The organism is Jiangella mangrovi (assembly GCF_014204975.1).
In the GTDB taxonomy this organism is placed as follows: domain Bacteria; phylum Actinomycetota; class Actinomycetes; order Jiangellales; family Jiangellaceae; genus Jiangella; species Jiangella mangrovi.
On record NZ_JACHMM010000001.1, the window covers coordinates 2,534,151 to 2,548,366 of the forward strand.

At 73.4% G+C, this 14,216-nt stretch carries 16 protein-coding genes; 6 read left to right on the plus strand and 10 right to left on the minus strand.

Going from position 1 to position 14,216, the window contains the following annotated elements; genetic code table 11:
• Window positions 1-4: 4 nt before the first annotated feature.
• On the minus strand, window positions 5-886 hold the full coding sequence (locus HD601_RS33070) for an RICIN domain-containing protein (protein ID WP_221440855.1): 882 nt from the start codon (window positions 884-886) through the stop codon (window positions 5-7).
• 195 nt (window positions 887-1,081) lie between these two features.
• Here HD601_RS33070 and HD601_RS11840 point away from each other — a divergent pair, with 195 nt between their 5' ends.
• Window positions 1,082-3,019, plus strand: a complete 1,938-nt coding sequence (locus tag HD601_RS11840; RefSeq protein ID WP_221440857.1) for a sigma-70 family RNA polymerase sigma factor — start codon at window positions 1,082-1,084, stop codon at window positions 3,017-3,019.
• Here HD601_RS11840 and HD601_RS11845 read toward each other — a convergent pair.
• Both HD601_RS11845 and HD601_RS11850 read right to left on the minus strand, forming a co-directional pair.
• Window positions 3,016-3,678, minus strand: a complete 663-nt coding sequence (locus tag HD601_RS11845; protein WP_184822090.1) for an RNA polymerase sigma factor — start codon at window positions 3,676-3,678, stop codon at window positions 3,016-3,018. The genes HD601_RS11840 and HD601_RS11845 overlap by 4 nt on opposite strands.
• A gap of 31 nt (window positions 3,679-3,709) precedes the next feature.
• Window positions 3,710-5,110 (minus strand): hypothetical protein, encoded by a 1,401-nt coding sequence (locus HD601_RS11850; RefSeq protein WP_184822092.1) that lies wholly within the window; start codon window positions 5,108-5,110, stop codon window positions 3,710-3,712.
• Between the two features lie 215 nt (window positions 5,111-5,325).
• On the opposite strand from HD601_RS11850, the gene HD601_RS11855 reads away from it, so the two are divergent.
• Window positions 5,326-5,598: a peptidoglycan-binding protein gene (locus tag HD601_RS11855; protein ID WP_184822094.1), complete on the plus strand. Its 273-nt coding sequence runs from the start codon at window positions 5,326-5,328 to the stop codon at window positions 5,596-5,598.
• 30 nt (window positions 5,599-5,628) lie between these two features.
• Here HD601_RS11855 and HD601_RS11860 read toward each other — a convergent pair whose 3' ends face one another.
• Window positions 5,629-6,186 (minus strand): molybdenum cofactor biosysynthesis protein, encoded by a 558-nt coding sequence (locus HD601_RS11860; RefSeq protein WP_184822096.1) that lies wholly within the window; start codon window positions 6,184-6,186, stop codon window positions 5,629-5,631.
• Between the two features lie 35 nt (window positions 6,187-6,221).
• Between HD601_RS11860 and HD601_RS11865 the strand changes: the two genes are divergently transcribed.
• From HD601_RS11865 to HD601_RS11875, 3 genes are all read left to right on the plus strand, one after another.
• Window positions 6,222-6,677, plus strand: coding sequence for an SRPBCC family protein (locus HD601_RS11865; protein ID WP_221440859.1), 456 nt, complete (start codon window positions 6,222-6,224; stop codon window positions 6,675-6,677).
• Window positions 6,678-6,740: 63 nt separating this feature from the next.
• Window positions 6,741-7,196, plus strand: a complete 456-nt coding sequence (locus tag HD601_RS11870; protein WP_184822098.1) for a GNAT family N-acetyltransferase — start codon at window positions 6,741-6,743, stop codon at window positions 7,194-7,196.
• Window positions 7,197-7,353: 157 nt separating this feature from the next.
• Window positions 7,354-7,536, plus strand: coding sequence for a hypothetical protein (locus tag HD601_RS11875; protein ID WP_184822100.1), 183 nt, complete (start codon window positions 7,354-7,356; stop codon window positions 7,534-7,536).
• A gap of 1 nt (window position 7,537) precedes the next feature.
• On the opposite strand, the gene HD601_RS11880 is transcribed toward HD601_RS11875, so the two are convergent.
• The 5 genes from HD601_RS11880 to HD601_RS11900 all read right to left on the minus strand — a co-directional run bounded on the left by HD601_RS11880 (window position 7,538) and on the right by HD601_RS11900 (window position 11,746).
• Entirely contained in the window at window positions 7,538-8,038 is a 501-nt protein-coding gene (locus tag HD601_RS11880) for a MarR family winged helix-turn-helix transcriptional regulator (RefSeq protein ID WP_184822102.1), read from the minus strand.
• Between the two features lie 5 nt (window positions 8,039-8,043).
• On the minus strand, window positions 8,044-8,658 hold the full coding sequence (locus tag HD601_RS11885) for a DJ-1/PfpI family protein (protein ID WP_184822104.1): 615 nt from the start codon (window positions 8,656-8,658) through the stop codon (window positions 8,044-8,046).
• Between the two features lie 271 nt (window positions 8,659-8,929).
• Window positions 8,930-9,733 carry an ABC transporter permease gene (locus HD601_RS11890; protein ID WP_184822106.1) on the minus strand — a complete coding sequence of 268 codons (804 nt, stop codon included), beginning with the start codon at window positions 9,731-9,733 and terminating at the stop codon, window positions 8,930-8,932.
• A complete protein-coding gene (locus tag HD601_RS11895; protein ID WP_184822108.1) occupies window positions 9,730-10,542 on the minus strand; it encodes an ABC transporter ATP-binding protein in 813 nt (270 codons plus the stop codon). Before HD601_RS11895 ends, HD601_RS11890 begins: the two co-directional genes overlap by 4 nt.
• Window positions 10,543-10,645: 103 nt before the next feature.
• Window positions 10,646-11,746, minus strand: coding sequence for a molybdopterin-dependent oxidoreductase (locus tag HD601_RS11900; protein WP_184822110.1), 1,101 nt, complete (start codon window positions 11,744-11,746; stop codon window positions 10,646-10,648).
• A gap of 117 nt (window positions 11,747-11,863) precedes the next feature.
• Here HD601_RS11900 and HD601_RS11905 point away from each other — a divergent pair, with 117 nt between their 5' ends.
• The gene (locus tag HD601_RS11905; RefSeq protein ID WP_184822112.1) at window positions 11,864-13,234 is read left to right on the plus strand and encodes an FAD-binding oxidoreductase; all 1,371 of its coding nucleotides are present in this window, start codon (window positions 11,864-11,866) and stop codon (window positions 13,232-13,234) included.
• A 73-nt stretch (window positions 13,235-13,307) separates the two neighbouring features.
• On the opposite strand, the gene sigJ is transcribed toward HD601_RS11905, so the two are convergent.
• Window positions 13,308-14,213 (minus strand): RNA polymerase sigma factor SigJ, encoded by a 906-nt coding sequence (gene sigJ / locus HD601_RS11910; RefSeq protein ID WP_184822114.1) that lies wholly within the window; start codon window positions 14,211-14,213, stop codon window positions 13,308-13,310.
• Window positions 14,214-14,216 lie beyond the last annotated feature (3 nt).

Consider the following 14,216-nt stretch of genomic DNA (forward strand, 5'->3'; position numbering starts at 1 on the left):
CCCCTCAGTACGCCCACCGCTGGTTCGCGCCGCCCCACCAGTCCCACTGCTGGACGGCGGCGCCGTCGGCCTCGGAGAAGCCGGCCACCTCGATGACCTTCCCGCTGTGCTTGGCGGTCAGCTTCAGCTCGCCGATGCCGTACACCTCGGGCAGGAACTTCTGGTTGTCGCCGCCCCACCAGTCCCACTGGATGATGCGGGCGCCGTTGTCGGTCGAGATGCCGGCGACGTCGAGCACCTTGCCGCTGTGCTGCGCCCGGATGCGGACGTAGCCGCCGCCGACGGGGTCGAAGGACCAGCGCTGGTTCCCGCCGCCCCACCAGGTCCACTGCTGCGCCGGCGCGCCGCTCGCGGTCGAGATGCCGGTGACGTCGACGACCTTCCCGCTGTGCTTGGCGAACAGCCCGCGGGTCGGCGACCGGGCGAAGGTGACGCCGTAGACCCACTCGCCGGCGGTGTTGTTGTAGGACGCCGAGAAGCCCATGTGCGTGTAGTCGGGGTCCTCGATCCGCTGCCGGTGCGGCGGGCTCACGTTGATCCACCAGTTCACCGGGGCGTCGCCATTGAGGTTCGCGCCGCCCCAGTAGAGGATCTCGCCGGTCCTGCCGTTCTCGGGCGCCCAGCCCGCGGCGGCGGCCGCGTCGGTGATCCGCTGCTGCGCCGTCGTGTGGCCGTCCGAGCTCAGGTGCGCGTCGCGGTTGGGCGTCGTGTAGATCGCCGGGTGTGCCGCCATGTCGGACGTGTGCCGCTGTGCGGCGACCGACAGTTGCGTGTCGACGAAGACCGGCAGCCGCCCGAGCGAGGCGCGGTGCTGGTTGATGCGTTTCTGGATGCCCACCCCGGCCAGCGGAATTCCGAACAGGATGTCACCGGCGCCCACAGGCATGGTCAGCTCCTCCCCCCGGGGGGCTGGACCGTGGTCCTTCGAGCATTCTCCCGATCGGAGGGACGGTCAAGAGCCGTCCGGGGTTGATGTCACGGGTGCGTGGAGAGAATCCGGCTGCGCGGTTTTCGTTATCGGGCGCGGCGTGCTCCGTCTCCTGGGTGCACGAGTCGACACTGCGACGGAGGACGGGCGTCCATGCCACACCCCATGGATCCGCCGGGCGAGGAGACGGTGGTCGCCGCGCGCGACGGCGACCCGGCGGCCTGCGACCGGCTCATCGCCGGGTACCTGCCGCTGATCTACAACATCGTCGGCCGAGCGCTCGACGGTCACGCAGACGTCGACGACGTGGTGCAGGAGACCATGCTGCGCGCGGTCCGCGGGCTGCCGACGCTGCGCGACCCGGGCCGGTTCCGGTCCTGGCTGGTGGCGATCGCGATCCGGCAGGTCCGCGAGCGGCACCGGTCCGGCGCGACCGCCGCGACGGGCGCCGTGCCGGTGGACCAGCTGCCCGAGCCGGACCCGGGCGCGGACTTCGCCGACCTCGCGATCGCCCGGCTGGAGCTGTCCGGCCAGCGTCGCGACGTCGCCGAGGCGAGCCGCTGGCTGGACGCCGACGACCGCGAGCTGCTCTCGCTCTGGTGGCTGGAGGCGGCCGGCGAGCTCACCCGCGACGAGGTCGTCGACGCCGTCGGCGGGGAGCGGGCGCACGTCGCCGTCCGGATCCAGCGGACGAAGGCCCAGCTCGAGGCGGCCCGCGTGGTCGTGCGCGCGCTGCGCGGCCGTCCGCCGTGCCCCGACCTCCTGCTGCTGACCGCCGGGTGGGACGGCCGCCCGAGCCCGCTCTGGCGCAAGCGCCTGGCGCGCCACACCCGCGAGTGCGGCTTCTGCTCCGCGGGCTGGGCCGGGCTGGTCCCGGCCGACCAGCTGCTCGTCGGCTTGGGGCTGGTGCCCCTGCCGGTGGCGCTGCTCGGTCACGTCCTCGGGCCGGTCGCCGACGGCGTCAGCATCCCGCTGGCAGCGGGGCCGGCCGCCGCGGGCGGCGCGGGCAAGGCGGCCGCTGGCGTCACCGTCGTCCGCGGCGCCTACCGGGCGGCCAGGGCGTCGAGCCTGTGGAGCAGCAAGCCGCTGGTCGCGGCGGCGACCGCGGTGGCGCTGACCGGCGGCGGCGCGGCGGTCGTCCTCTGGCCCGACCCACCGGCGACGGCGTCGTCGTCCGTGGTCGCCGCCCCCTCGACGACGCCGGCGGCATCCCCCCTGCCGCCGGCGTCCCCCTCTCCCACGCCGACGGCGACCTCGACGCCGACCGTCACGCCGACGCCGTCGCCGACCGCCACGCTCACGCCGTCGCCCACGAAGGAGCCGCCGCCGGAACCGCCCGCACCCGCGCCCGTCGTCCGCACGGACAAGAAGGGCGTGAGCACCTGGGAGTGGCCGCACGTCGGTGCCGCGCTGGAGGACGTCGGCGCGAGCTGGTTCTACAACTGGTCCGCGTCCGACGCCGCCATGCCGGCGCCCGGCGGGGTGGAGTTCGTGCCGATGATCTGGGGCGAGGCGTCGGTCACCGACGACACCCTCGAGACCGCGCGCCGCGAGGGCGACGTGCTGCTCGGGTTCAACGAGCCCGACCTCGGCGAGCAGGCGAACCTGAGCGTCGAGCGGGCACTGGAGCTGTGGCCGCGGCTGGAGTCGACGGGGCTGCGTCTGGGCAGTCCGGCGGTCGCCTGGGGCGCGGACACACCGGGCGAGTGGCTCGACCAGTTCATGACGGGTGCGGAGGAGCGCGGGCTGCGGGTCGACTTCATCACGCTGCACTGGTACGGCTCGGATTTCGGCCCGGACGCCGTCGGCCACCTGCGCAGTTACATCGAGGCCACCCACGACCGGTACGGACTGCCGATCTGGGTCACGGAGTACGGCCTGATCGACTTCTCCGGGTCGCCGAAGTACCCCGGCGACGACCAACTGGTCGCGTTCGTCGAGGGGTCGACGGCGATGATGGAGTCGCTGCCCTACGTCGAGCGGTACGCCTGGTTCGGGCTGCCGGCCGAGGAGGACGGCATCGGCCTCTACGCCGACGGGTCCACGCCGACGGCGGCCGGCTCGGCGTACCGGGCGGCCGGCGAGGACTAGCCGTCGAGGTAGGCGTGCAGCCGGCGCCGGACGTGGTGGCGGGCCTGCCCGAGCGCCCTGCCGGCCGCGGCCGGGTCCAGCCCGGCGGCGCGGGCGGCGACGTCGGCCGGCAGACCCTGCACGTCGACCAGGTTCAGCAGTGTCGCCTGCGCGGGCGGCAGCTCGCCGAGCGCGGCGTCGACGACGCCGTAGAGCTCCTCGGTGTCGATCTCGGCGTCGGGCCCGAGGACGCGGCCACCCGCGGGCCAGGAGTTCGGGGAGTCGACCCAGTCGCCGAGGTCGGTGGTCTCCTCGTAGAACGCCGGGTAGTACAGCTCGGCCGGGCTGTCCTCGTCGGGCCCGGTGTCGGCGATCTGCGTGATGCGGTCGTCGCGGACCCGCTCGGTGTCGATGTCGCTGTCGCGGTACTGGACGGCGAGGTCGGCCAGGCGCTCGAGCACGGCCGGCAGCTCCGCCGACCCGGACCGCTCGAGGACGTCGGCGTACGCCGTCTGGACGAGGTCCTCGGCGTTGACGGGGTCGATGGCGCGGGCCAGCGCCAGCAGCTGCGGCCCGCCGGCGGCGAGGCTCTGGTCCATGCCCGCGGGGGCGTCGGTACTGCGCCGGCTGCGGAGGACGCCCAGCGTGGTGCGGAGCTGGTCGTGGTGCTCGGTCGTCATGGTCCCAGCCTATGAGGCTGCTCGGGGGCAGTCAGAACCATGGCGGCCCGGCCGGCGGATCGGTCCACCACGAGGTGTCCGGGACGGTGTCCTGGAGCCGGCGCAGCAGGTCCGCCTCGAAGCGGGCCGCCGACGGGTGGCGCTCGACCGCCCGCCGCCAGGCCCGCTCGGCGACGTCCGGACGGTGGTGGACCACGGCCGCCGCATGGCAGACGGCGACGAGCCGATGACCCGCGTGGTCGATCGCGGCGTCCCAGGTGGCGTCCGGGATCGGCCGGCCCTGCGCCGCCAGGTGGTCGACGAGGAAGTCGAAGACTCGCCAGCCCGACGGGGTCGGCTCCAGCAGGGCGACCGTCCGGTCGATCAGCTCGCCGGCCCACCGGACGGCCTCGTCGGCGTCCTGCGACCCGAGCGGCCGATCGGGCTGCCGGTCGTGCGGCCGGTCGTGTTCCGGCAGGTAGTGCGGGGCGAGGTCGCGCAGCACCGCCTCGGGTGCGGCGTCGAGCCCGGCCCGCCGCCAGTCGGCGGCCGCGCGGACCAGGGCCGCGGCGAGCGGATGGCTCGACTCGCCGGCGCGCAGCCGCTCGACGGCCAGCAGGGCGCCGCCGAGATATTCGCCGAGGCCATAGCGCAGCACGCCGGAGCGGAGCCGCGGATCGGCGACGGAGGCCGCCAGCCGGGCGCGCTCGTCGTCGTCGGGCCGCAGCCACACCGTCCGGAACCGCTCGAGCAGCTCCCACTGGTCGCCGCGGCCGCCGCGGTCCGGGAGGTGGCATTCGTACGGGGCGGCGCGCATCGTCGCGACGACGACATTGCGCCGGCGCAGCGCGCGGTCCAGCCACTCGACGCGGAAGTGCTCCGGACGCAGGTAGCGGTCGAGGTCGTCCAGCCAGATCACCGTGCCGACCGGACTGGCGCCGGCGCCGAACAGCTGCGCGAGGCCGGCGGGCGGCGCGGGCACGACGAGCGGCAGGTCGGCGCAGTGCCGGCGGACCACCTCGGCGCCGAGCCGCGACTTGCCGGCCCTCGGGTGCCCGAGCACCAGGACCGGCCGGCCCGCGTCGACGGCGTCGAGCACCTCGGCATGGGCGTCGCGGACCAGATACGGGATGGGGAGGTGGGAGCGGTGCACGCCGAAGGCCTCGAGCGCGGCGTCACGGGCGAGGGGCAGCGCGTCGGCGTCGAGGGCCGAGCGGACGGTGGCCTCGAGGGCGTGCTCCTGCTGGTCCCATCGCGCCGCCTGCTGGCGCAGCCACCACGCCACCGGGGTGCCGACCCCCGCGACGGCGCACAGGACGACCAGCAGCCACCACGGAACTCCGACCCAGTGCTGGGCGAGGAGAGCGCTCGACGCCACCACGGTTGTGACGATCAGCAACCGTGCCGACTGCTGGTGCGGGGTGCTCCACCGCACGCCGCTCTCGTGCCTCACGCTCGTCCCCCTGCACTACATAGGCATTATGTCCCTTCTCGTCCAGACACTGGTAGTCATCGTGATCATCAAATTTCGATCACTTCTCGGACTCGGCGCGATGACGGCCCACCGGCGGCGCGCCCGTCTGCCTTCGATGCGAACGTCCTGCGCGGACGGCGTGCCGCTCCCTACGCTGAGCACAGGCTCGTCACCGTTCGACAGGGGAGGGGACCATGCCCGAAGCCGTGGTTGTCGAGGTCGTTCCGTATCCGGGAGCGGAGGTGTTCGGGGCGGGAAAGGAGAACGACTACGTGCTCCTGGTCGGCTCCGCCTTGGTATTGCGCGGCAAGAAGTACCGCGACCTCTACAAGGAGGGCCCGAGCCGGAAGTGGTCCACCGTCGACCAGGCCGCGGTCAAGGCGTTCCAGGAGGACCAGGGCTGGAAGGGCACCGACGCCGACGGCATCCCCGGCAAGCAGACGTGGGAGCGCCTCGGCCTCGGCTGACGGGTCCCTGACATCGGCCGGCCCGGCGCCTCACTCGACGGTGAGGGTTGCCGGGCCGAGCCGCAGGACGCCGTCGTCGAGGGGCGTGCACCGGACGCCGCCGCGCCCGCGCAGGCCGCGGAACGCGCCCGGCGCCAGCACGACGTCCATCCAGGCGCAGGGGTTGGCCGGGCGGTGCGCCTGGAAGCGCACCGGGCCGGCGCCGGAGTCGAGCGCGAACACCGCGCCGGGGTCCGGTCTGCGGGCCGCGAGGTCGTCGACCGCGAAGCCGCGCAGGATGATGTTTCGCCTGGTCAGCAGGGGGTCGAGCGGCCGCTCCGGCGGCGTGCCGGCGTGGGTGAGTGCGGCCGCGAGCTCGTCCAGCGCGGCCGCGTCGAACACCGTCACGGCGGCGTTGCGGTGCGCCTGCCGGCCGAAGTAGCGGTCGCCCACCAGCCCGAGCCCGGCTCGCACGGTGACCTCGGTGCGCGCGGCCGGCTCCGGATCGGGCCGAGGCCCGTCCTGCGGCCGGCCCTCGTAGGCGTGCACCGGCGAGACCAGCAGCCCGACGACCTCGACGGGGTAGACGCCGGCGACGCGACCTCTCACGCCGTCGACCCTAGTCGCGATGACACGATGGCGGGGTGAGCGACCACGCCGCCCCGCCCGCCCTGCCGTTCGTCGACGAGCACCGGCTGCTGGTGCCGGCGCCGCCGGACGTGGTCTGGCGGGCGCTCACCGCGCACGTCCGCACCCCCGAGCCGGCGCTGCTGCACGCCGTGCTGGCGACGCGGCCGCGGCGGGCGGCCGGGACGGGGCTGGAGCCCGGCGCCGCGGTGCCCGGATTCGCCGTGGCCGAGGTCGAGCCGGAGCGCCGGGTGCGGCTGACCGGGCGGCACCGGTTCTCCGTCTATGCGCTCACGTTCACGCTGGACCCGGCGCCGGGTGGGACGGTGGTCGGCGCGCGCACCGAAGCGGCGTTCCCCGGTCCGCACGGGCGGATCTACCGTCTACTGGTCATGACCAGTGGAGCCCACAGGGCCGCCGTCGGGCGCATCCTCCGCGACGTCCGCCGCCGGGCCGTGCCGTCATCAGGCTGAAACGTCCGGTTCACACCCGCGCCCTAACCTCGGCTCGTCGGCACGCCTGAGAGGACCATCACGATGAAGATCGCCGTCGACGACCTGCGCGGCCCTGAGATCGCCGCGTTCCTCGACGAGCACGTGCGCGAGATGCTCTCCATCACCCCGCCCGAGAGCAAGCACGCCCTCGACCTCGACGGGCTGCGCCGTCCCGAGGTGACGTTCTGGGCCGTGCGCGACGGCGGCGCCGTCGTCGGATGCGGGGCGATCCAGCGCCTCGACCGGCAGCACGCCGAGGTCAAGTCGATGCGCACCGCCGTCGCCCGCAAGCGCAGCGGCATCGCGTCGCTGGTCCTCGGGCACATCGTCGACGAGGCGCGGGTCATGGGGTACACCCGGCTCAGCCTCGAGACCGGCTCGGACGAGTTCTTCCGCCCGGCCCGCCGGCTCTACGAGAAGTTCGGGTTCGAGTACTGCGAGCCGTTCGCCGGCTATGTCCCGGACCCGCTCAGCGTCTTCATGACCCGCACCCTGTGACGTGGATCACAGCGTCTGTGCGTGCTGACGGCGCCGGCCTCGGCCTCTTCACCGTGAGGGAGTGCAGCCTCCTCCGGAGGGGTCGCCGGCGAGGTGGGTCGCAAGCGAAGGGCCGGAGGAGGCGCTCGCTCCCTACGGGGAGAGGGGAGGGCGCGCCATGGCGATGCCGAGGCGGGGGAGGTTCCGGGTGTCGCGCCGGCGGATCGGCGACGTGCTGACGCCGGCGTTCGCGCGGGATCTGCGGGGGACGCTGTTGCAGGTCCAGGTGGCGGCATCGGTGACGGTGGCGGTCGCGCTGCTGGGCGGGCTGCTGATCGCGGGGCTCGACGTGCGCCCGTGACCTAGCTGTCGGCGGGACGGTCGGCCTCGAGGACGGCGACCAGCTCGCGCATGGTGGTCAGCGCGCGGCGCAGGTCGTCGAGGTCCAGCTGCGAGCTGATGTGCTCGGCCCACGGGTGCTGGACCAGCGAGATGCGCCGGATGGCCCAGTAGCCGGCCTCGGTGCAGGCCAGCAGCTTGGCGCGGCGGTGTGCGGGGTTGTCGCGGTACTCGGCCAGGCCTTGCTCGACCAGCAGGTCGGCGACCCGGCGCACGCCCTGCCGCGACATGCCCATGAGCCGGCCGATGTCGGCGTGCGTCCGAGGCCGGTCGAGGACGCCGCCGAGCACCTGCCACCACGCGGCCGTGATGCCGCCGGCCGCCGCCATGTCCTGTGCGGCCTCCATGAGCCGGGCGTTGAGCCGGAACGTCGTCAGCGCGATGTCGGTGAACACCTCGCCCGCCGGAGTGGCCGGCCCGGGCTCCGGCCACTCCGCGCGCGGCGGGACGTCGGTCGTCGTCATGGCGATCAGTGTGCCTGCATGAGGACCGGGTACGCGCTGGCGTCGGCGCGATGGAAGACGTCCTCGTACGCCTGCAGCGTCTGCTCCGACGCCAGGCCGAGCCGGCTCAGCGTCGCGCGGGCGAACTGGACCGGCGAGTCCGGCCCGGCCGTCACGACGTCGCCGCCCACGACCGCCCGCGCGTCGACGTAGCGGTCCTGGCCGCCGTAGCCCGGCTGCGCCATCAGGTACTCGACCGCGGCGCTGGTGTGGTCGCGGTCGTCGAGCAGTCCGGCCCGCGCGAGGCCCGCCGTCGCGCCACAGATCGCGGCGACCGGCACCTCCGCGTCGAGGAAGCGCTGGGCAGCATCGGTCCACGCGCTGCCGCCGCCCTCGTCCCAGTGCGCCGCGCCGGCGAGCACCAGCAGGTCGCTGTCCGCCGGGTCGAGGCCCGCGAGGACCTGGTCGGGGACGATGCGCAGCCCGCCCATGGTCGTGATCGGCTCGGCCGACTCGGCGACGGCGACGACGTTCCAGGGCGTGCCGGTGAACCGGCCGGTCCGCAGCTCGACGAGCAGGTATCCGATCTCCCAGTCGGCGAGCGTGTCGTACAGAGCGATGTGTGCTGTCTTCGTGGTCATGGACAACATGTTGTCATATTGGGAATGTGTTGTCAATGGCGTGGCGGTGAGGGGCTCTGGCCCTCGGACCGTTTCGTCTCGGATCGCTCTGGTCGCTGACGGTGGGCGGGGCGTCGGCCAGCCGTGACTGGGCAACCCCAGCCAGAGGTCACCGCGAACCGAGACGCCGGGTCGGGTGGGGAGGGGCCGCGGATGACCCCGTGATCATCAATGATCCAACCACCCAGAGGGGGTCGGATCATTGATGATCACCGGCCGGCCGCCACCCCGCTCAGTCGTAGCGGCGGACCATCCGCACGTTGAGGAACAGCATCAGTGCGCCGAACGCCGCCACCACGCCGAACCCGCGGGCCAGGACGTCCCACTGCAAGTCCTGGAGGATCAGCGACCGCAGCGCCTCCATGACGTACGTGACGGGGTTGAGCGTCGCCGCGATCTCCATGGGCCGGGTGAGGAGGTCGCGCGGCACGAAGTTGGGGGTCAGGAACAGCAGCGGGAAGAAGATCAGCCCGCCGGAGTTCGTAGCCGCCGCACTGCGCGTCTTCAGGGCGATGAGCTGCATGAACCCGGCGAAGACGATGCCCCACAACGACGTCAGCACCAGCAGCAGCACCAGCCCCACGGGCCCGCTGGCGATGGTGACGCCGAACGGCAGCGCGATGATGATCAGCGCGATGGTCAGCACCGCCGTCTTCAGGCCCTCGGCGAGCAGCCGGCCGAGCACGAGCGCGCTGCGCGAGACCGGTGCCGCCCGCAGTTTGTCGAAGTAGCCGCCCTCGATGTCCTCGACCAGATACAGCGCGGCCGAGCCGAAGGACGCCGCGAGCAGCAGCGAGCTGGGCAGCTGGAACGCGGCGTAGGTCTGCCCGTACAGGAACGGCGTGGAGTCGGACGGGAAGATCTCTCCGGCCTGGCCGAAGTTGACGACCAGGAAGAACACCGGGATGAACAGCGTCGGAGCGAGCGCCTCGGGCGTGCGCAGCGACTCGCGGATGGCGCGCCGGCCGAGCAGGTCGGCCTGGACCAGGCCGCTCGTCTTGTTTCTCCCTGGCGCCTGGCTGCGGGCCGCAGTCACGCCCCCACCTCCTGGACCTCGCCGGCCGCGCGTTCGCGGGTCCGACCGGTGGCGTCGAGGAAGACCTCGTCCAGCGTCGGGTCGGGCGCGTCGCCGGGCAGCCGGAGCCGTTCGCGCAGCTCCTTCTTCAGCGACGACGGCGTGCCCGCCCGGACGATGCGGCCGCCGTCGATGATGGCCAGCCGGTCGCAGAGCTGGTCGGCCTCTTCGAGGTACTGCGTGGTCAGGAAGACCGTGGTGCCGCGCTGGTTGATGCGGCGCACCTCGTCCCAGACGCCCAGCCGGCTGGCGGGGTCGAGACCGGTGGTCGGCTCGTCGAGGAACAGCACCTCGGGCCTGTGGACCAGCGCCGACGCGAGGTCGAGGCGGCGCTTCATGCCGCCGGAGTACCCCTTGATGCGCCGGTCGGCGGACTCGGTGAGCTCCACCAGCTCGAGCAGCTCCTCGGCCCGCTGCGCCGCCTCGGCCGTGCTGCTGCCGAACAGCCGCGCCTGCAGCACGATCAGCTCGCGCCCGGTCTGGCGCGGGTCGAGCCCGGCCTCCTGCAGCGCGACGCCGATGCGGCGGCGGACGGCGTCGGGGTCGGCGGTGACGTCGATGCCGGCGACGCGGGCCGTGCCCGACGTGATGGACAGCAGCGTCGTCAGCATGCGGACGGTGGTGGACTTGCCGGCGCCGTTGGGGCCCAGGAAGCCGAACACCTCGCCCGCGGTGACGCTGAGGTCCACCCCGCGGACCGCGTCGACGGTGCCGGTGCGTCCTCGGTACTGCTTCACCAGGCCCTCGGCCTCGATAGCGAGAGCGTTCATCGTCCCTCCCAGTGGTCTGTGCCACAGGGGGCGCACGGTGCGTCCCCACCGAGACGTCGAACCGTAGTGGCCGATACCGACAAGGTCGGGCGAGGAAGTTTCGTCAGCGGACGACGACGGTGACCCGCTGCGCGTGGTTGTTGGCCATCCCCTGGCGGTTCCAGGCCTGGCCGACCGGCTGTTCGTTCCCGGACGTGTCGCGGGCGCGGGCCCGCAGCTCGTACCGTCCGGGTGCGGCGTCCCACACATAGCGCCACAGCCGCCACGCATACGGGTCGGCCGGCGGCTCGAGCTCGGCGGGCCGCCAGCTGACGCCGTCGTCGACGCTGATCTCGACGGTGTCGACGGGGGCCCAGCCGGACCACGCGCGCCCCGTCAGCTCCACGACGCCGCTGTCGACGACGCGCACGCGGCTCTGGAAGTCGGGCACGCCGGGCGGCTGGACCAGCGCCTTCGGCATGATCCGGGTGACCGGCTCGCCCGGCTCGTCGGCGTCCTGCTTGAGGCGGTAGGACGTGACGTTCTGGTAGCCGCCGAACTCCGCCTCGAGCACCGTCACCTCGACCAGCCACTTCACGTGCGCCATGCCGTACCAGCCGGGGACGATCAGCCGCACCGGCGCGCCGTGCTGCGGCGGCAGCGGCCGGCCGTCCATCTCGTCGACCAGCAGGATGTCGTCGCGCATGGCCTCTCCCAGCGACAGTCCGCGCCGGTAGTCCTGCTCGACGCCGCGCTCGAAGCCGCGGTCGGCGCCGGCGAAGGCGACGTCGACGGCGGTCGCGGCGACCCCCGCCTCGGCGAGGACCCCCGCGAGCGGGGTCCCCGTCCACTCGGCCGTGCCGACCGCCTCGTCGAGCCAGGGCTGGCTGACGGGGCGCGGCTGCAGCCGGGCGCGGCCGTTGCCCGCGCACTCGAGCGTCACGCGCTGTGTCACCCGCGGCCTGACGCGCAGGTCCTCGAGGCCCAGCGAGAGCGGCCGCGCCACCGCCCCGGACACCGTCAGGCGCCAGGCACCCGGGTCGAGCGCGGGGATGTCGTAGTGCGTGAGCAGGTAGTGCAGGCCGGGCGGTGTGACGTCGTAGCGCAGCGCCTCGAGCGGCATGCCGTGGTTGCGCGCGGCGAGCCGCAGCTCGTCGACCGAGATCCCCTCGTCCGGATCGGCGATGCGCGCGGGTGCACTGACCCAGGGGTCCACCGTCCCCACCCGTCCAGTCCTACTCCCCGCGGGCGCCGCTGGCAACGGGTGCGGGAGTCACACGTTGCGTCACACGTCCAGGTGGGAGACCTGTGGTGTTGGCCAACACCACGAGGGGGAACCACCATGTCCGACTTCACGCTCGATCAGTTGCGCGAGCAGGTACGAGGCGCCGTGATCGCGCCCGGCGACGACGGCTACGACCAGGCCCGCCGCGTCTACAACGCGATGATCGACCGGCGCCCGCGCGCCGTGGTGCGCGTCGCCAACGCGGGGGACGCCGCGACCGCCGTCCGGTTCGCCCGGGCGAACGACCTCGAGGTCGCGGTCCGCGGCGGCTCGCACAGCGTGCCCGGCTTCGGCACCGTCGACGACGGCGTCGTCATCGACCTCGCGGGGATGCGCGGGGTCCGCGTCGACCCGGGCGCCCGGACGGCGCGCGCCGAGGGCGGCGCCACCTGGGGCGACTTCAACGCCGCGACCTACCCGTACGGCCTGGCCACCACCGGCGGCATCATCTCGACGACGGGGGTCGGCGGGCTGACGCTGGGCGGCGGCATCGGGTACCTGGCCCGCGGCTTCGGGCTGTCCTGCGACAACCTGGTCTCCGCCGACGTGGTGCTGGCGGACGGCCGGATCGTCGTGGCGAACGAGGAGGAGAACGCCGACCTGTTCTGGGCGCTGCGCGGCGGCGGCGGCAACTTCGGCGTCGTCACGTCGCTGGAGTTCCAGCTGCACCCGGTCAAGGACATCTACGGCGGGCCGATGTTCTTCTCGCTCGACGACGCCGCGGACGTGCTGCGGTTCTACCGCGAGTTCATCGACGACGCGCCGGAGCAGTTCGGCGGCTTCCCGGCGTACCAGATCGCGCCGCCGCTGCCGTTCATCCCGGAGGAGCGTCACGGAGAGCCGTTCCTGGCGTTCGTGTCCTGCTGGGCCGGGCCGCTGGACGAGGGCGAGGCCGTGCTCAAGGAACTGCGCGACGTCGCACCCGTGGTCGCCGAACACGTCGGGCCGATGCCGTACCCGGCCCTGAACAGCGCGTTCGACGCCCTGGTGCCGCCGGGACTGCAGCACTACTGGAAGGCGAACTTCGTCCGCTCGCTGTCGGACGAGGCGATCGCAGCGCACCTGGCGCACGGGCCGAAGGTGCCGGTCGTCAACTCGACGATGCACATCTACCCGATCAACGGCGCGGTCCACCGGGTCGCCCCGGACGCGACGGCGTTCGCCTACCGCGACGCGAACTTCGCGACCGTGATCGCCGGCATGTGGCCCGACCCGGCGCAGAACTCCGCCAACACGCAGTGGGTGCGCGACTACTACGCCGCGACCGCGCCGCTGTCGGAGGAAGGCGGCTACGTCAACTTCATGGCCGGCGACGACCAGGGCCGGGTCGCGGTGAACTACGGCGGCAACTACGACCGGCTGCGGACGGTGAAGCGCGCCTACGACCCGGACAACGTGTTCCACCTGAACCAGAACATCGCGCCGTAGGCGATGTGCAGATCCCGGCAGCTCCATGATCATCCAGGATTCGGGGCGTGATAGCGCCACCGATCCTGGATGATCATGGAGTGACGCGGCGCAGCTTGTCGGGGTTCGCGACGGAGTGGATGGCCAGGATCTCGCCGTCGGCGACGTCGAGGGCCATGATCCCGACCAGCCGCTCCTGAGCGTCGAGGGCGACCAGGCCCGGCTGGCCGTTGATCTCGCGCACCTCGACGCGGACGTCGCGGCGGGCCAGCAGGGGTATTCCGGCGGCCAGCGTCCGGGCGACGCGGGTCCGGCCGTGGACGGGCTTGCGTTGCGCGGGCACCTTGCCGCCGCCGTCGACGTACAGCGCCACGTCCTGCGCCAGCAGCGTCTCCAGTGCGGGCAGATCGCCCAGCTCGGCGGCGGCGAGGAAGCGCCGCGCGAGCTCGTCGCGCTGCCGGCGGGAGGCGGCGTAGCGCGGCCGACGCTCCCGCACGTGCCGGCGCGCCTTCGCGACGAGGTGCCGGGTGCTGTCCACGTCGCTGCCGATGATCTCGGCGACCTCGGCGTACGGGTAGTCGAACACCTCACGCAGCAGGAACGCCGCCCGCTGCCGCGGCGACAGGTTCTCGAGCAGCACGAGGAACGCCAGCGAGAGCGAGTCGGACTGCTCGGCCTGCTCGGCCGGCGACGGTCCGGGTGACAGGCCCGGCAGCGAGCCAGGTGGTGAGCCGCCGACCAGCGGCTCCGGCAGCCACTCGCCGACGTAGCGCTCGCGCCGGACCCGGGCCGAGCGGAGCTCGTCGATCGCCAGGCGGGTGACGAGCGTGGCGACGTAGGCCCGCGGCGACGCGATCGCCTCGCCGCGCCGTCGTGTCTGGTGCAGGCGCAGGAACGCCTCCTGCACCACGTCCTCGGCCTCGCCGACGCTGCCGAGCATGCGGTACGCGATGGCGAACGCCCGCGGCCGCAGCTCGTCGTACAGGTCGGCGCCGGACATACG

Bases quoted from the DNA above. Each gene is read 5' to 3' on its own strand.
- HD601_RS11870 (WP_184822098.1), top strand. From the start codon at position 6,741: ATGAAGATCGCCGTCGACGACCTGCGCGGCCCTGAGATCGCCGCGTTC.
- HD601_RS11845 (WP_184822090.1), bottom strand. From the start codon at position 3,678: ATGACGACCGAGCACCACGACCAGCTCCGCACCACGCTGGGCGTCCTC.
- HD601_RS11855 (WP_184822094.1), top strand. From the start codon at position 5,326: ATGCCCGAAGCCGTGGTTGTCGAGGTCGTTCCGTATCCGGGAGCGGAG.
- HD601_RS11885 (WP_184822104.1), bottom strand. From the start codon at position 8,658: ATGACCACGAAGACAGCACACATCGCTCTGTACGACACGCTCGCCGAC.
- HD601_RS11880 (WP_184822102.1), bottom strand. From the start codon at position 8,038: ATGACGACGACCGACGTCCCGCCGCGCGCGGAGTGGCCGGAGCCCGGG.
- sigJ (WP_184822114.1), bottom strand. From the start codon at position 14,213: ATGTCCGGCGCCGACCTGTACGACGAGCTGCGGCCGCGGGCGTTCGCC.
- HD601_RS33070 (WP_221440855.1), bottom strand. From the start codon at position 886: ATGCCTGTGGGCGCCGGTGACATCCTGTTCGGAATTCCGCTGGCCGGG.
- HD601_RS11905 (WP_184822112.1), top strand. From the start codon at position 11,864: ATGTCCGACTTCACGCTCGATCAGTTGCGCGAGCAGGTACGAGGCGCC.
- HD601_RS11895 (WP_184822108.1), bottom strand. From the start codon at position 10,542: ATGAACGCTCTCGCTATCGAGGCCGAGGGCCTGGTGAAGCAGTACCGA.
- HD601_RS11840 (WP_221440857.1), top strand. From the start codon at position 1,082: ATGCCACACCCCATGGATCCGCCGGGCGAGGAGACGGTGGTCGCCGCG.
- HD601_RS11875 (WP_184822100.1), top strand. From the start codon at position 7,354: ATGGCGATGCCGAGGCGGGGGAGGTTCCGGGTGTCGCGCCGGCGGATC.